The following is a 16254-nucleotide window of genomic DNA, read 5'->3' as shown; positions in this document are numbered from 1 at the left end:
GTTGCAGCAAGGGGCGTGACGGTTCACTAGGGTTTGCCCGCCCCGCCGCTCGGCCCTGTTGATGCGGCTGCGGCTGCTGCTGCGGCTGCTGCGGCCGCTTCGCGGGCGCGCCGGCGCTCCGCCTCCCGGGCGCGGCGGCGCTCGGCCTCCTCGGCCATTCGCCGCGCATAGCCTTCGGGGTCTGCATAGGGCTCCCACTCGGGGTGCCGCGGGAGCTCGGCCTTCGCGGCCGCGCGGAAGGCCGGATCGGCCGCCGCGCGCGGGCGCCACAGCGGCAACAGCGGAAGACGCAGCGCAGGCTCGGTGTGCAACCAGGCGGACACGTCGGCATAGGCGATCTCGCCGACGGGCTTGGGTGCGACCGGGCGTTTGGCAAACTGCTCGCCGCGCGCGGGCAGGCGGTCGCGGAACTGGCGCGGCACCTTGGCAAGGAACTCGGGCGGCGCGCGCCGCGCGACCGTCGGCGTGGCGCCCTCGCGGCGTTGCGCGAAATCGCCGCCGGCCAGCTGCGAGATCGAAGGGGGGCTGTCGCGCAGGGTCAGCCTGGCGGTGCCGCTTTCGACGAACACCTCGTATTGCGCGCCGGTCGTGTAGACCACGGTGCTGGCGGCCTGCGTCGCAATCTCGAAAGCGGGGCTTGCATAGGTGAAGGCGGCGTCGCTGCTGGTCTTGACCCAGCCCTGGAGCAGGTACAGCGGCGCCGCCGCGAGCCCCTTGCCCACGCGGGGCCTCAGCATCAGCCGCGTCGATTCGCCGATGCCCACGAGCACGGGGCCGGGGAGTTCGATCTGCACGAAGGCACCGGGCGTCGTCTCGATGATGTCCTGCTCCTGCAAGGCCACGCCTTCGGCGAGCTTGTAGCGCGTGGTCTGCCGGATCAGCGTGGCACCGCCTTCGACGATGCCGACGATGCTGGCCGATTGCGCCCATGCCGGAGGCGACGCGAGCATGGTCGCGACGCACAGCAGGAACACCCTGAACGATATCTTCGTGAGCCGCAAGACGTACTCCCTGCCGCCAGCTGGCATGACTGAACCCGGTTATCAGCCGATAAGACTGCGACGATTGTTATCCCTCGCGCTCGTCTTTGGGACTGCACAAGCGATATAGAACGTCGGTACAGCCTATTCCGAGAACAGCTCGCGGATCACACCCCGCAGCCAGCTGTTCGCCGGGTCCGCCTCGAAGCGCTTGCTCCAGTGCAGCGAGACCGCGAAGTCGCGCAGCGGAAAGGCCGGCTCGACGATCGTGTAGCCGCCCTCCTCGGCGAAGCCGCGGGCGATGTTGCGCGGCATCACCACCGCGAGGTCGGTCGCGCGCACGATCGCGGGCAGCACCATGAAGTGCTCGGTGGTAAGGCGCACCCGGTCCTCCAGGTTGAGCAGTTGCAGGATGCGCAGGGTCTCGGCGTGCGTGCGCACCGCCACGTACTCCAGCTTCTGCAGCGACTCCAGCAGCGCCTGGCCGCTGCGCCGCCCGCGCGTGAAAGGATGGCCCTTGCGCAGCAGCACGATGTAGCGGTCCTTCAACAACAGGATGCGCTGCGTGTCGCGCACCTTGGGCAGGAAGCCGAAGGCGAAGTCGACTCGGCCACTGTCGAGCGCCGGCGCGACCTCGTCGGGCGCGAGCGGCAGGGTCTCGAGCCGCACGCCGGGCGCCAGCGCACCCAGGCGCGCCATCAGCGCGGGCAGGAAGCGGCTCTCGCCGATGTCGCTCATGTGGATGCGGAAGGTCTTGCGCGAGGCACCGGGCTCGAAGCGGTCGGATTCGTTGAGCGCCTCCTCCAGCGTGCCCAGCGCCGACTGCACCGCGGCGGCCAGCCGCTCGGCACGCGGGGTGGGCGCCACGCCGCCCGGCGCGCGGGTGAAGAGCGCGTCCTTCAGCAGCAGACGCAGTCGCCCCAGGCCATGGCTGGCTGCGGGTTGGGTGAGGCCCAGCGCATCGGCCGCACGGCTCACGCTGCGCGCGCGGTAGACGGCGTCGAAGAGGCGCAGCAGGTTCAGGTCGATGGCGTCGATATGCATGATATTCATATTGGATAGCATGAATATTCTATTGATGCGTCGCGCGAGGGCTCGCACACTGCCAGCCGGCGTCGCGGCGGCCCGCAAGCCTGCTTGCAGCGCCAGCCTCCCACGAAGCAAACCCACAGAGAGAGAATGCGTTTTGGAAGTTTCATTCAGCAAGGAGATCGAGGCCCTGCGCCTCGGCGCCGGCGACACCTTTCACGGCGAAGGCATCCTCGCCATCACCAAGGGCCTGCTGCAGTCGGGCGTGGCCTACGTGGGCGGCTACCAGGGCGCGCCTGTGTCGCACCTGCTCGATGTGATGGTGCAGGCCAAGCCCTACATGGACGAGCTCGGCGTGCACGTGGAGGCCTGCTCCAACGAGGCCTCGGCCGCGGCCATGCTCGGCGCCTCAATCCATTACCCGCTGCGCGGCGCGGTGACCTGGAAGTCGATCGTCGGCACCAACGTGGCGGCCGATGCGCTGTCCAACCTCTCATCTCCCGGCGTCAAGGGCGGCGTGCTGATCGTGGTGGGCGAGGACTACGGCGAAGGCGCCAGCGTGATCCAGGAGCGCACGCATGCCTATGCGCTGAAGTCCGGCATGTGCCTGCTCGATCCGCGGCCCGAGCTGGGGCGCATGGTGGACATGGTCGAGCACGGCTTCCGCCTCTCCGAGACCTCGAACATGCCCTGCATGATGGAACTGCGCATCCGCACCTGCCATGTTCGCGGCAGCTTCGAATGCCGGGACAACCTGGCGCCCGCGGTTTCCACCCGCGCGCTGATGGAGGAGCCGGCCGGCTTCGACTACATGCGGCTCGCGCACCCGCCAGTGACCTTCCGCCACGAGAAGCTCAAGGGCGAGGAGCGCATCCCGGCGGCGCGACGCTACATCGCCGAGCAAGGCCTGAACGAACTGATGCCGGGCAAGCACGAAGACCTGGGGCTCATCGTGCAGGGCGGCCTCTACAACGCGCTCATCCGCAGCCTGCAGCAGCTGGGCCTGGCCGACGCCTTCGGCGCCACCGACATTCCGCTGCTGGTGCTCAACGTCACCTACCCGCTGGTGCCCGAGCAGGTCGCCGACTTCTGCGCAGGCAAGCGCGGGGTGCTGGTGGTGGAGGAAGGCCAGCCCGAGTACATCGAGCAGGAGATCGCGACGCTGCTGCGCCGGCGCGACCTCCAGACGCCGCTGCACGGCTGCGACCTGCTCCCGGCGGCGGGCGAGTACGGCGTCGAAGTGCTGGCCACCGGCCTGGCGCAGTTCGCGCAGCGCTACCTGCCGCACCATGCGCAGGACTCTGCGCAGGGCTGGCTCACGGGCAATCGCGAGCGCCGCGCCGCGGTGGCCGCAAAGCTGGATGCGCCGCTGCCCGCGCGCCCACCGAGCTTCTGCATCGGCTGCCCCGAGCGGCCGGTGTTCGCGGCGCTCAAGCTGGCGCAGCAGGACAGTGGTCCTGTGCACATCGCGGCCGACATCGGCTGCCATGCCTTCGGCACCTTCGAGCCCTTCTCCATGGGCCATTCGATCCTGGGGTACGGCATGAGCCTGGCGAGCCGCGCGGGCGTGTCCCCGATGATGCAGCGCAGGGCGCTGTCGATCATGGGCGACGGCGGCTTCTGGCACAACGGGCTGCTCACCGGCGTGCAGAGCGCGCTCTTCAACGCCGACGACGCGGTGCTGCTGATCTTCAAGAACGGCTACACGTCGGCCACCGGCACGCAGGACATCATCTCCACGCCCGACGACGAGGCGAAGGAACGCGCGGTCGACAAGCAGCAGAGCCTCGTCGACAAGAACAACACCATCGAGTCCACCCTGAAGGGCCTGGGCGTGCAATGGCTGCGCACCGTGCACACCTACCACGTCGACACGATGCGCGCCACGCTCAACGAGGCCTTCACCACCGACTTCAATGGCCTCAAGGTGATCGTGGCGGAGGGCGAATGCCAGCTGGAGCGGCAGCGCCGCATCAAGCCATGGATTGCCGGCCTGCTGAAGAAAGGCAAGCGCGTGGTGCGCGTGAAGTACGGGGTGGACGAGGACGTGTGCAACGGCGACCACGCCTGCATCCGGCTATCGGGCTGCCCCACGCTCACGATCAAGGACAACCCGGACCCGCTGAAGGTCGACCCGGTCGCAGTGGTGATCGACGGCTGCGTGGGTTGCGGGCTGTGCGGTGCCAATGCGCATGCGGCCACCTTGTGCCCGAGCTTCTATCGGGCCGAGGTGGTGCAGAACCCCAAGTGGCACGAGCGGCTGTTGCATTCGCTGCGGGGGGCGGTGGTGCGCGCCTTGCAGCCGGCGTGAGCTTGGCAGCCGGAAGCGGACAGCGGGGCGCAGACCGCGAAGAGGGCGCAGTGGGCGCAGTGGGCGCAGTGGGCGTTCCGAAGTGAAAGCTTCGCGCGCGCTGCGTTCAAGAACGAATTCCTGATTTCCACACGATGAACATCCACACGACACAACCGATCACCCTGCTCGTCTGCGCCCTCGGCGGCGAAGGCGGAGGCGTGCTCACCGAATGGCTGGTGGAGACGGCGCGGCATGCAGGCTACGCCGCGCAGAGCACCTCCATTCCCGGGGTGGCGCAGCGCACCGGGGCCACGACCTACTACATCGAGGTGTTCCCCGCGCCGCTGGCCGAGCTCGGCGCGCGGCGGCCGGTGTTCAGCCTCAGCCCGGTGCCGGGGGCGCTGGATGCCATCGTCTCGTCCGAGCTGCTGGAGACCGCACGCCAGATCGGCAACGGCATGAGCGCGCCTGCACGTACCCTCGTCATCAGTTCCTCGGGTCGCACGCTGACCACGGCCGAGCGCATGCCGCTGGGCGACGGACGCGCGGACAGCGAGCGGCTGCTGGACGTGGTCAAGGCCTTCAGCCGCGAGCACCACGTGTTCGACATGGGCATGGTGGCGCGCGACGCCGGCACGGTGGTCAGCGCGGTGATGCTGGGCGCGGTCGCGGGCAGCGGGCTGTTTCCATTTCCGCGCGAGGCCTACGAGCACGTGGTGCGCGGCGGCAAGGCGCCCGACCAGGCCGGCAAGACGGCCGCAGCCAGCTTGCGCGGCTTCGCACAGGCCTACGAGACCGTGCGCGCGCCGCGCGAGCAGGCCGCGATGGTGAGCCGGCTCCTTGCCACGACCGCGCAGGACGAGCCGGCGGCGCACGCGCTGCCCCCCGCGCTCGCGCAGCTGTTCCCGCCGCAGGTGCAGGGCCTGCTGGCGCTGGGCTACGCCCGCGTGCTCGACTACCAGGATGCTGGTTATGCCCGCCTCTACATCGAGCGGCTGCAGCAGGTGCTGGCGGCCGAACGCGAAGCCGACCCGGCCGGTGCCCACGGCTACGCAACGACTCACGAGATGGCGCGCTGGCTCGCACTGTGGATGGCCTTCGATGACATCGTGCGGGTGGCCGAGCTCAAGAGCCGCAGGAGCCGCGCGGCGCGCGTGCGGCGCGAGGTGCGGGCCGGGGACGAGGACATCGTCAAGGTCTACGACCACTTCAAGCCCGGCACGCCGGAGTTCGCGGCGTTGCTGCCCGCTTCCATGGCTCATCGCCTGACCGCCTGGGACCGGCGCCGCAAGGCGCCCTGGGCCCTGCCGCTGAAGGTCGGCAGCCACTCCGTCTTCGGCATGGCCTCGCTGCGGCTACTGGCCTCGCTGCGCTGGCTGCGCCGGCGCGGCAGCCGCTTTGCCGAGGAACAGACGCTGATCGAGCGCTGGCTCGCAGCCGTGCTGCAGGGCACGCGCGTCGATTGGCATCTGGGACACGAGATCGCGTTGTGCGGCCGGCTCATCAAGGGCTACGGCAGCACCAACGAGCGCGGCAAGCAGAACCTGCTGCATGTGATCGGCCACCTGGCCGAGCTGCCCGGTGCTTCCGCCGCGGCGCGTGCCGACGCCATTGCGGCCGCGCGCGCGGCCGCGCTGGCCGACGATGCCGGCAAGGCGCTCGACGCCGCGCTCGTGCGGCACGGCGCGCCGGCGCGGCCGGTCGTCGCCCAGCCGATCCGCTGGATGAAGCGCCGGCCCGCGAGTACCCCATGAACCACAGAGAAGGAGACTGCCGATGACGACAAGACCCGAAGGCCCTCGCCCTGCCCCGCTGCGCCGCGCGCTGCTCGCCCTGATACTGGGCGGCGCCGCGGCGCTGCCCGCCGCCCATGCGCAAGGGACGCAAGGCACGCAGGGCCAAGGCAGCTGGCCCGCCAAGCCCATCAAGGTGGTGGTGAACTTCCCGCCCGGCGGCGCCGCCGACACGATCGCGCGCGCGATCTCGCAGCCGCTGCAGGACGCCTTGGGCCAGCCGGTGCTGATCGAGAACCGCGCCGGTGCCAACGGCAATATCGGCGGCGAGAACGTGGCACGCGCGCAGCCGGATGGCTACACGCTGCTGATGAGTTCGGGCGGGATGGTGTCGGTGAATCCGCACCTGTACCCCAAGATGTCCTTCGACCCCGCCAAGGACCTGGTACCCGTGGCCGCCGCGGCGCGGGTGCTCGTGTTCCTGGTGATCAAGCCCTCGCTGCCGCCGCAGAACGTCAAGGACTTCATCGCCTATGTGAAGGAGCGCCCCGGCAAGCTGTCCTACGGCTCACCCGGCACTGGAAGCTCGCCGCACCTGGCCGGAGAGATGTTCAAGAGCCAGGTCGGCCTGTACGCATTGCACGTGCCCTACCGCGGTGCGGCGCCTGCCCTGCAGGACCTGCTTGCCGGCCAGCTCGACTTCTACTTCGACCCGGGCATCGGCCTGAACCAGGTGCGCGCGGGCAAGCTGCGCCTGCTCGCCGTCGGCAGCCCCGGGCGCTCGCCGCAGTTTCCGGACGTGCCGACGCTCGACGAGGCGGGGCTCAAGGGCTTCGATGCGGACACGGTGTTCGGCTTCTATGCGCCGGCGCGGACGCCGCCCGAGGTCGTGACGCGGCTCAACACCGAGATCAATCGCATCCTTGCGACGCCGGCGGTGAAGGAGCGCATCGCCAATCTGGGCGGAGAGGCCGTGCCCGGCACGCCGGCAGCCTTCCACGATCGCGCCATGGCAGACTCGGCGCGCTTCGGTGCCATCATTCGCGAACGCAAGATCCTGGCCGACTGATACGCCCGCATGACACAACAAATCGTCTACACCGTCCGGGTCGAGTTCGGCGACTGCGACCCGGCCGGCATCGTCTGGTTTCCCAACTTCTTCCGCTGGATCGATGCGGCTTCGCGCCACTTCTTCGCCGAGCGCGGCGTGCCGCGTTGGGAAGAGACGGCGCAGACGCTGGGCGTGATCGGCACGCCGCTGGTCGACACCCACACGCGCTTCGTCAAGAGCGCGAGCTATGGCGACACACTGGCGATCACGGTAGCGATCCCCGAGTGGCGCGACAAGAGCTTCCTGCAGACCTACCGCGTGAAGCGGGGCGAAGACCTGATCCTCGAGTGCGAGGAGGTGCGCATCTTCGCGGCGAAGCGCGAGGGCGGCGGCATTCGCGCGGTGCCGATCCCGCCGGAGATCCGGCGGCTCTGCGAGTAGGCAGGAGCCAACTGCTTGCAGCCTGCCACTTGCACCAGGGTCCTGTGCCGTTCGGTTCGCCGCCAGGCGTCGTCGCCTACGCAATGTTGATGAGCCTCGCCAGGTAGACCGCGGTCCGGCTCGATGCGACCCGCGCCACCTCGGCCGGCGTTCCCGCCGCCACGATCCGCCCGCCTTCTCCGCCCGCGCCAGGCCCCATGTCGATCACCCAGTCGCTCGCGGCGACGACGCGCATTTCGTGCTCGACGACGACAACCGTATTGCCTGCTTCCACCAGTCCATCGAGCTGCGCCATGAGCTTGTCGACATCGGCCGGATGCAGGCCCGTGGTGGGTTCATCGAGCACGTACAGCGTATCGCCGCGCTGCGCGCGCTGCAGCTCGGTGGCGAGCTTGATGCGCTGGGCCTCGCCGCCCGACAGCTCGGTGGCGGGCTGGCCAAGGCGAAGGTAGCCCAGGCCGATGGCCTGCAGCAGCCGCAGCGGCCGTTCCACCGCAGGCTCACTGGCGAAGAAGCCGAGGGCCTGGTCCACGGTCATGCCGAGCACCTCGGCGATGTTCTTGTCCTGCCAGGTGATCTTGAGCGTCTGCTCGTTGTAGCGCGCTCCATGGCAGTTCGGGCAGGGCGCGTACACGCTGGGCATGAAGAGCAGCTCGACGCTGACGAAACCTTCGCCCTCGCAGGTCTCGCATCGGCCTTTGGCGACATTGAACGAGAAACGCCCGGCGTCGTAGCGGCGTGCGCGGGCGGCGCGTGTCGCGGCGAAGAGCTTGCGCACGGCGTCGAAGAGTCCGGTGTAGGTGGCGAGGTTGGAGCGCGGCGTGCGGCCGATCGGCTTCTGGTCCACGCGCACGAGGCGCCGGATCGCATCCATCCCGCCGGCGATGCGCCCCGCCGTGATGCCCGCAGCGGCGGGCGCGAGTTCGTCGCTTTCCTCTTCTTCCTGAGGCGGCTCGTGCCCCAGATGGCCGGAGACCAGCTCGACCAGCGCCTGGCTCACCAGGCTCGACTTGCCCGAACCGGAGACGCCGGTCACCGCGGTCAAGGCCCCGATCGGGAACCGGGCATCGATCCGGTGCAGGTTGTTGCGCGTGATGCCCTCCAGCTGCAGCCATCCGTTCGGCTCGCGTGGCGGCCGCGGGCGGTGCGGGACCTCCGCGAAGAGGTAGCGCGCCGTGTGCGATGCCGCCACTTCGCGCACGCCCGCGGGCGGACCGCTGTAGAGCACCTGCCCGCCCTGTTCGCCGGCCTCGGGTCCGACGTCGACCAGCCAGTCCGCATGGCGCATCACGTCGAGGTCATGCTCGACCACGAAGATCGAGTTACCCGAGGCCTTCAAGCGGTCGAGGGCCACGCGCAGGGCCTCGCCGTCGGCGGGATGCAGGCCGGCGGACGGCTCGTCGAGCACGTACACGACACCGAACAGGTTCGAGCGGATCTGCGTGGCCAGCCGCAGGCGCTGCAGCTCGCCCGGCGACAGCGTGGGGGTGCTGCGGTCCAGCGACAGGTAACCCAGGCCGAGCTCTTGGAGCGTGCTTACGCGCTCGAGCACGTCGTGCGCGATGCGCTGCGCGGCGATGCGCTTCTCCTGCGAAAGATTGGGCGTGCGACGCACGTCGGGCGCGGCCTCGTGCGAAGCGCCGCCGGTAGCAACCCGGCGCTCGGTATCGCGGCGCGCGGCGGCCCGGCTGAGCACCGCCCGCTCGCCTTGCTCCTGCACGAGCTTGCCTTGCGCGGCCGGCTCCAGCACGCGCGCAAGTTCGCTCAGCGGCATCTGCGAAAGCTCGCCAATGTCGTGGCCCGCGAAGGTGACCGCGAGCGCTTCGCGCTTGAGCCGCTTGCCCTGGCACGCCGGGCAGGCGCTGCCGACCATGAAACGCGACACCCGCTTCTTCATCAGCGCGCTCTGCGTGGTCGCGAAAGTGTGCAGCACGTATTTGCGTGCGCCCATGAAGGTCCCTTGGTAGCTCGGCTCCATCCTGCTGCGCATCGCGGCGCGCGTCTCTGCCGGCGTGAAGCCGGCATAGACCGGCACCGTCGGCTGCTCCTCGGTGAAGAGGATCCATTCGCGCGCCTTCTTCGGCAGTTCACGCCAGGGCTTGTCGACGTCGTAGCCGAGCGTCACGAGGATGTCGCGCAGATTCTGCCCATGCCAGGCCGGCGGCCACGCGGCAATGGCGCGTTCGCGGATGCTCAGCGAACCGTCAGGGACCATCGACGCCTCGGTGACCTCGTAGATGCGGCCGAGGCCGTGGCAGGCCGGGCAGGCGCCCTGCGCCGTGTTGGGCGAGAAGTCTTCTGCATAGAGCATCGGCTGCCGGGGCGGGTAGGTGCCCGCGCGCGAGTAAAGCATGCGCAGCAGGTTGGACAGCGTGGTCACGCTGCCGACGGAAGATCGCGCGCTCGGCGTGCCGCGCATCTGCTGCAGGGCCACCGCTGGCGGCAGGCCGTCGATGGCGTCGACGGCAGGCACGCCGACCTGGTCGATAAGGCGCCGCGCATACGGGGCCACCGATTCGAGATAGCGCCGCTGCGCCTCGGCATAGATCGTGCCGAAGGCCAGCGACGACTTGCCGGAGCCGGAAACGCCGCTGAAGACCACCACCGCATCGCGAGGGATGTCGACGTCCACGTTGCGCAGGTTGTGCTCGCGCGCGCCGCGGACCCGGACGAAGCGATCGTGCACAGGGACGCCGGGCGACTTCGTCCCTTCGGGCTTTCTCACCGGTCTGTCCTTGCTTCGGGAACGGCCATTTACCGGCAATGTTGGCGCGCCATGCGTTCGTGCAGCGCCGGCCGGCGCCCTGGGGACAAGTCGGACGGCTTCGCAGCCCTGCCGCCGCCGCGCAACCAGCTACTACGCCGCGACGATGCAGGCCGCACGGATGATGCGGTCGGTAGGATTGGGCACCATGTCGCGGAAACGCATCGGCCGCGGGTTGTCCGAATAGTCGGTCGTCTTGTGCGCCTCCCCCTGCCACAGGGGTGCCATATAGAAGCGCACGAAGCGGTACTCGGCCTTTTTCGCGCGGCAGTTAAAGGCGACGCGGGCCTCGTAGGAACGATAGGGTACCCCCTCCCAATTGGCGCGATCCTGCGACCGGCTCACGCGCAGATTCATCGTCCTGCGCTCGCCCGCAACCATGATCGCGACCGGATCGACCTGAACCGAGTCGACCGAAGCATCTGCCGGATTGCCGGCCACCGTGAACCAGGCCGCCTGTGCCGCTACGCTGGCGCCCCATAGACCGAAGCACGCGAACCACCATCTCACGCCCTGCATCCTTCCAAATAAACCACTGATTCTAGGGTGACCCGTGCCGGTCTGTAGGCAGCGTCGCCCGATTGCCGACGGCATCGTCCTACCCGTGGCGATGGAAGACCTTGTCGTATGCGAACCTCTCCAACGCGTTCCACCAGGGGGTTGCGCTATCTGCATGTATCCGACCAAGGCCACGCTCACCGGTGGAGACCCGCGGCTGGCGAGCTCGTACGTCTGCTCCTGAGGGGCCGTAGGCCGCGCCAGCGGCCTATGCCGTATGAAATCTTGCGCCGTGTGGCGACTAATGCCACAGTTCGCTAGCCTTCTCCTCTGCGGGGAAGGCCTTCCAACCTCTTTTTTGCGCGACTATCGAGCCATTCCAGCAACAGCACGCACTGCGAGCACTTCCATGGCCAAGACCACCGTCGCGCAATCGCCCGCAACCGCCACCCGGCGCGCTCCAAAGCTGGTTTTCCGTGCGGCCAATGCGCGCCGTCCGTTCCGCCGAGGTGACCTGGCGCTCCATGCCGGCTCCATCGTCGTGATCTGCATGTCGGAACATGACAACGGCGACCTCGACGCCGAGCTGCCGGTGCGCACCACCCGCGGTGTCGTCGGCAGCGCGAGCGCTAGAGGCCTGCGGCTGCTGGCCGGCGTCGACACGCAGGAGTTCGGCCCCGGCTACCACGACCTGCTGAAGTTCATCTCCGACGCCGCAACCGCTCGCTGATTCGCGTCGGCGGCGCCGATCAATCGGCCTTGATGTCGGCCGCCTTGATCACTTTCGACCACTTTGCGAGCTCCTGGTCGACAAACTTGCCCAGCGCAGGCGGGTCCAGGTAGACGGCGAAGGCGCCCTGGTCGTCCACCTTCTTGCGGAAGCTCTCGCTCTCGACGATCTTGCGGATCTCGGCGCTGAGCTTGGCCACCACCTCGGGCGGCGTCTTCGCCGGCGCGAACACCGCAAACCACGAATCCACCTCGTAGCCAGGCAGCCCGGCCTCGGCAGAGGTCGGCACATCGGGCATCGAGGGATGCCGCTGAGTCCCCGTATAAGCCAGTGCCTTGAGCTTGCCGCTCGCAATGTGGCCGATCACCGAGGGGGGCGTGGTAATGAACATGTCCACGTTGCCCGCGATCAAGTCGTTGATGGCGGGCCCCGAGCCCTTGTAGGGCACGTGGGTCATCGGCTGCTTCGCCTGGCGCGACAGCAGCTCGCCCGCGATGTGCTGGATCGAGCCGTTGCCGGAGGAAGCGTAGTTGAGGCCGCCGTCGCCCTTCTTCTTGCCGTACTCGATGAGCTCCTTCATCGATTTGACCGGCAGCTTGCCGCTGACCGCCACCACGTGCGGCGCGCGCATCACCAGCGCGACGGGCATGAAGTCCTTGGTCGGGTTCCACTTGATCTGCTGGAACAGCGCAGGGTTGCCCACGTGGTAGCCCGAGTACTGCATGAGCAGCGTATAGCCGTCGGGCGTGGCGCGGGCCACCGCCTCGGTGCCGATGTTGCCGCTGGCGCCGGGCTTGTTGTCGATCACCACCGGCTGGCCGAGCGCGCGTGACAACGGATCCCCGACCAGGCGCGCCATGATGTCGGTGGAGCCAGCGGGCGCGGTGGGAACGATGAAGGTGATGGGCTTCGAAGGCCAGCTGTCGGCGTGCGAGGCCATGATGGTGAAGGCGGCGCAGGCCGCGAACAGGCGGGGGGCGAGGTTCATGTCTTGTCTCCTTGTCGATACGAATACGGTGTGTTGCTCAGTTCAGTTCCGAGATCTCGATGAGGTTGAGATCCGGGTCGCGCACGTAAACCGAGCGGATGCGCGAGATCGCGCCGGTGCGCATCACGGGGCCCTCGACGATGGGCACCTGCTTCTCGGCGAGCCGCGCAATCACCCCGTCGAGCGGTACGGCGGCAATGAAGCACAGGTCCAGCGCGCCCGGCATGGGGACCTGCGCCTTCGGCTCGAACTCGTGCCCCTTCACGTGCAGGTTGATCTTCTGGTTGCCGAAGCGAAAGGCTTTGCGGCCCTCGCCGAAGGTCTCGAGCGTCATGCCCATGACTTCGATGTAGAAGTGCACGCAAGCGGCCTCGTCGCTGGTGGTGAGCACCAGGTGATCCAGGTGGTCGATCATGTCTGCAGCTCCTTCGTGCCTGCGTCGCGCGCCTTCGCCCGCTCGACGATCTGCGCGAATTCGGCCGGTGGCGCGTGGCGCGTGAGCCGATGGCCGGCGCGGGAGACCTGGGCTGCAAGCGCGTGCTGCACCAGCGCTTCGAGCCGCGCCGCCGCACCGACCAAGCCATCGAGGTCCATGCCTGTGTCGTAACCCATGCACTGCAGCATGTGGACCACGTCCTCCGTCGCGACATTGCCGGTCGCGCCCGGCGCGTAGGGGCAACCGCCGATGCCGCCCAGCGACATGTCGAGGCGCCGCACGCCTGCTTCGACCGCCGCCACCGTGTTGACCAGCCCCATGGCGCGCGTGTTGTGGAAATGCGCGGTGAAGTCCAACCCCGGAAAGCGCGCGAGCACGCTCGCGCAGACCTGCTGCACCTGCGTGGGATAGGCCATGCCGGTGGTGTCGCACAGTGTGATGCCCGCCACGCCCCACTCGGCGAAGCGCTCGATCCAGCCCAGCACGCCATCGAGCGGCAACTCGCCTTCCATCGGGCAACCGAACACGCAGGACAGCGAGACGTTCACCGGCACCGCTGCCTGCCGCGCCAGCGCGATCACCTCGGTCAGTTGCGCGAAGGACTGCACGCGGGTCATGCGCAGATTGGCCAGGTTGTGGGTCTCGCTTGCCGACATCACGACGTTGAACTCGTCGACGCGGCTGTCCAGCGCGCGCTCGCCGCCGCGCAGGTTGGGCACCAGCGCGGTGTAGACCACGCCAGGGCGGCGCGCGATCCGGCCCATGACTTCCGCGCCGTCGCGCAACGTCGGGATGGCTTTCGGCGAGGTGAAGGAGGTCACCTCGATCTTCGCGTAGCCGAGGCCGCTCAGCCGATCGATGAGCGCGATCTTTTCCTCGGTGGGGATGAAGCGGCTTTCCATCTGGAAGCCGTCACGGGTAGCGACCTCGTTGATGTACAGGCGCGTGCCGTTGCCGCTGTTCATGTCGGGCTCCTTCTGGTGCGCGCGGGCCAGCCAGCACCGGGCCGCAGTTGATCGTCGTGCTCGCCCAGCCGCGGTGCCGGATGCGCGATGCGGCCTGGCGTGGCGCTGAGCTTGGGCACGATGCCGGGCACCTTGAGCGTGCGGCCGTCGGAGGTCCGTGTCTCGACGATCATTTCGCGTGCCAGGTATTGGGGATCGCTTGCGATGTCGGCGACCGTGTAGATGCGCCCGGCCGGCACGCCGGCGGCGTCGAGCGCGGCCAGCACCTGCTCGCGGCTTCGCTGCACGGTCCACGCTTCGATGGAGGCGTCGAGCAGGTCGACCTGCTCCACGCGCCCGTCGTTGTGGCGCAACGCCGGGTCGTTCTCCAGGTCGGGTCGCTCGATGGCACGCATCAGCCGGCGGAAGATGCTGTCGCCATTGCCCGCCACCAGCACATAGTGGCCATCGTTGCAGCGGTAGGCGTTGGTGGGCGCGATGCCCGGCAGCGCACTGCCGGCGCGTTCGCGCACCGCGCCGAAGGCGTCGTACTCGGGCAGCAGGCTCTCCATCACGTTGAAGACCGACTCGTACAGCGCCACGTCGATGAACTGCCCCTCGCCGCCATGGGCGGCGCGATGGTAGAGCGCCATCAGCACGCCGATCACACCATGCAGCGCCGACAGCGTGTCGCCCAGCGAGACGCCGACCCGAACCGGCACCCGGCCCGGCTCGCCGCTCAGATAGCGCAGCCCGCCCATCGATTCGCCGAGCACGCCGAAGCCGGGCTTGTCGCGACAAGGGCCGGTCTGCCCGTAGCCCGAGATGCGCAGCATCACCAGCTTCGGGTTGAGCGCATGCAGCTGCTCCCAGCCCAGGCCCCAGCCCTCCAGCGTGCCGGGCTTGAAGTTCTCGATCAGGACATCGGCCTCGAGCGCCAGGGCGCGCACCGCCTCCTGCCCCTCGGGGCTGCGCAGGTCCAGGCAGACCGAGCGCTTGTTGCGCGATTGCACCTCCCACCACACGGACGTGCCGTCGCGCAGCATGCGCCACTTGCGCAGCGGGTCACCGGTTTCAGCTGGCTCGACCTTGATCACGTCAGCGCCGAACTCGGCGAGCGTCTTGCCAGCGAAGGGGCCGGCAATGAGCTGGCCCAGCTCCAGGACTTTGAGGCCTTCGAGTGCGTTCATGGCGCTGCGTCTGTCTCTCTTGAGTGGAAGGGCCTCCACTTTAGAAACGCAGCGCCGCTGGCGGAATTGCTTTGACGGCAGCAGGCCTTCGCAGAATGCGAAGGCCCTCTCTAGAATCTCGCGCATGGCCCGCACCATCAACCCGGCCCGCGTCGATTTCGTCACCCTGCGTCTGTTCTGCGCGGTGGCGCAGACGGGCAGTATCACCAAGGGTGCCGAGGCCTGCCACCTGGCGCTCTCGGCCGCGAGCCGGCGGCTTTCGGAGTTCGAGAGTGCCACCGGTTCGAAGCTGCTGGAGCGCAGCGCCCAGGGGATTGCGCTCACGCCAGCCGGCCACGTGGCGATGCAGCACGCGATGCGCCTGTTCCAGGGTTTCGAGCAATTCAGCAGCGAGCTGGGCGACTACGCGAGCGGCGTGCGCGGCCATGTGCGGCTGTGGGCCAACATGTCGGCGCTCACCGAGTTCCTGCCGGCGGCGCTCGCGACCTTCCTCGAGCGGCATCCCGACATCCGCGTCGAGGTGGAGGAACAGCTGAGCGGCGACATCGTGCGCGCCCTGGTCGATGGCCTGGCCGACGTGGGCGTGTTCGCAGAGAACACGCCCGCCTACGGCCTGGACATCGCCCCCTTCCAGACCGATGAGCTGGTGGTGCTTTGCGCGCGGCAGCATCCGTTGGCGCGCCTGAAGCGGGTGGACTTCAAGACCTGCCTGGCGTACGAGTTCGTCGGGCTGAATCGCAGCAGCTCGCTGCTGGAGCTGACCTCGCGCGCCGCCGAGCAGGCCGGCGTCCCGATGCGGCTGCGCGTGCAGGTGCGCAGCTTCGATGCGATGTGCCACATGATCGCTGCCGGCCTCGGCATCGGCGTGGTGCCGCTGGCGGCCTGCTCGGCGCAGGTCAGCGTGCTGGACCTGCGGGTGTTGCGGCTGAAGGATGCATGGGCGACGCGGCGGCTGCTGATGGCGACGAAGACGGGCGAGCCTCTCTCGGCGGCAGCAGCGCTGCTGGTGAAGCACCTGGCAGCCCTTTCGGAAACAGACAAAGGCGCGGTAAGCAGGTGACCTTTGCGCCGGCTGTGCCTTCCTGGGCCGGCAGGTCGCGAATGAATTCTCGCTTTTTGTGGCGACAGGCCGCCGATTCAAACGGCCATTCCTAGCATTTGCCGATCCTCGGCTCAC

General features: G+C 68.6%; 14 protein-coding genes. 6 read left to right on the top strand and 8 right to left on the bottom strand.

The window, feature by feature from the left end:
* Window positions 1-26: 26 nt before the first annotated feature.
* Both G3W89_RS10760 and G3W89_RS10755 read right to left on the bottom strand, forming a co-directional pair.
* Entirely contained in the window at window positions 27-1001 is a 975-nt protein-coding gene (locus tag G3W89_RS10760) for a FecR domain-containing protein (RefSeq protein WP_162574072.1), read from the bottom strand.
* A 123-nt stretch (window positions 1002-1124) separates the two neighbouring features.
* On the bottom strand, window positions 1125-2033 hold the full coding sequence (locus G3W89_RS10755) for a LysR family transcriptional regulator (protein WP_162574071.1): 909 nt from the start codon (window positions 2031-2033) through the stop codon (window positions 1125-1127).
* A gap of 133 nt (window positions 2034-2166) precedes the next feature.
* On the opposite strand from G3W89_RS10755, the gene G3W89_RS10750 reads away from it, so the two are divergent.
* The 4 genes from G3W89_RS10750 (at window position 2167) to G3W89_RS10735 (ending at window position 7527) form a co-directional block, all read left to right on the top strand.
* Window positions 2167-4320, top strand: coding sequence for a thiamine pyrophosphate-dependent enzyme (locus G3W89_RS10750; protein ID WP_162574070.1), 2154 nt, complete (start codon window positions 2167-2169; stop codon window positions 4318-4320).
* A 134-nt stretch (window positions 4321-4454) separates the two neighbouring features.
* Entirely contained in the window at window positions 4455-6056 is a 1602-nt protein-coding gene (locus G3W89_RS10745) for an indolepyruvate oxidoreductase subunit beta family protein (protein ID WP_443083165.1), read from the top strand.
* Window positions 6057-6078: 22 nt separating this feature from the next.
* The gene (locus tag G3W89_RS10740; protein WP_162574069.1) at window positions 6079-7104 is read left to right on the top strand and encodes a Bug family tripartite tricarboxylate transporter substrate binding protein; all 1026 of its coding nucleotides are present in this window, start codon (window positions 6079-6081) and stop codon (window positions 7102-7104) included.
* Between the two features lie 9 nt (window positions 7105-7113).
* Window positions 7114-7527: an acyl-CoA thioesterase gene (locus G3W89_RS10735; RefSeq protein WP_162574068.1), complete on the top strand. Its 414-nt coding sequence runs from the start codon at window positions 7114-7116 to the stop codon at window positions 7525-7527.
* Window positions 7528-7603: 76 nt separating this feature from the next.
* Here the strand turns inward: G3W89_RS10735 and G3W89_RS10730 are convergent, their stop codons facing one another.
* Entirely contained in the window at window positions 7604-10252 is a 2649-nt protein-coding gene (locus tag G3W89_RS10730; protein WP_162574067.1) for an excinuclease ABC subunit UvrA, read from the bottom strand.
* Between the two features lie 132 nt (window positions 10253-10384).
* Window positions 10385-10801 carry a surface-adhesin E family protein gene (locus tag G3W89_RS10725; protein ID WP_232076452.1) on the bottom strand — a complete coding sequence of 139 codons (417 nt, stop codon included), beginning with the start codon at window positions 10799-10801 and terminating at the stop codon, window positions 10385-10387.
* A 397-nt stretch (window positions 10802-11198) separates the two neighbouring features.
* Here G3W89_RS10725 and G3W89_RS10720 point away from each other — a divergent pair, with 397 nt between their 5' ends.
* Window positions 11199-11519, top strand: a complete 321-nt coding sequence (locus tag G3W89_RS10720; protein ID WP_162574065.1) for a hypothetical protein — start codon at window positions 11199-11201, stop codon at window positions 11517-11519.
* Between the two features lie 19 nt (window positions 11520-11538).
* Here G3W89_RS10720 and G3W89_RS10715 read toward each other — a convergent pair whose 3' ends face one another.
* Genes G3W89_RS10715 through G3W89_RS10700 form a run of 4 tightly spaced genes read right to left on the bottom strand, consistent with a single transcriptional unit; the run spans window position 11539 to window position 15077 of the window.
* Window positions 11539-12507 carry a Bug family tripartite tricarboxylate transporter substrate binding protein gene (locus tag G3W89_RS10715; RefSeq protein ID WP_162574064.1) on the bottom strand — a complete coding sequence of 323 codons (969 nt, stop codon included), beginning with the start codon at window positions 12505-12507 and terminating at the stop codon, window positions 11539-11541.
* 37 nt (window positions 12508-12544) lie between these two features.
* The gene (locus G3W89_RS10710) at window positions 12545-12922 is read right to left on the bottom strand and encodes a VOC family protein (RefSeq protein ID WP_162574063.1); all 378 of its coding nucleotides are present in this window, start codon (window positions 12920-12922) and stop codon (window positions 12545-12547) included.
* A complete protein-coding gene (locus tag G3W89_RS10705) occupies window positions 12919-13908 on the bottom strand; it encodes a hydroxymethylglutaryl-CoA lyase (protein ID WP_162574062.1) in 990 nt (329 codons plus the stop codon). Before G3W89_RS10705 ends, G3W89_RS10710 begins: the two co-directional genes overlap by 4 nt.
* Window positions 13905-15077 (bottom strand): CaiB/BaiF CoA transferase family protein, encoded by a 1173-nt coding sequence (locus tag G3W89_RS10700; RefSeq protein ID WP_162574061.1) that lies wholly within the window; start codon window positions 15075-15077, stop codon window positions 13905-13907. The genes G3W89_RS10705 and G3W89_RS10700 overlap by 4 nt, the downstream gene beginning before the upstream one ends.
* A 124-nt stretch (window positions 15078-15201) precedes the next feature.
* On the opposite strand from G3W89_RS10700, the gene G3W89_RS10695 reads away from it, so the two are divergent.
* Window positions 15202-16137, top strand: coding sequence for a LysR family transcriptional regulator (locus G3W89_RS10695; RefSeq protein WP_162574060.1), 936 nt, complete (start codon window positions 15202-15204; stop codon window positions 16135-16137).
* Window positions 16138-16254 lie beyond the last annotated feature (117 nt).

Source organism: Variovorax sp. PBL-H6 (genome assembly GCF_901827155.1).
Taxonomy (GTDB): domain Bacteria; phylum Pseudomonadota; class Gammaproteobacteria; order Burkholderiales; family Burkholderiaceae_C; genus Variovorax.
Note: the sequence above shows the minus strand (reverse complement) of the source record. Positions and strands in the feature narration are given on the sequence as shown.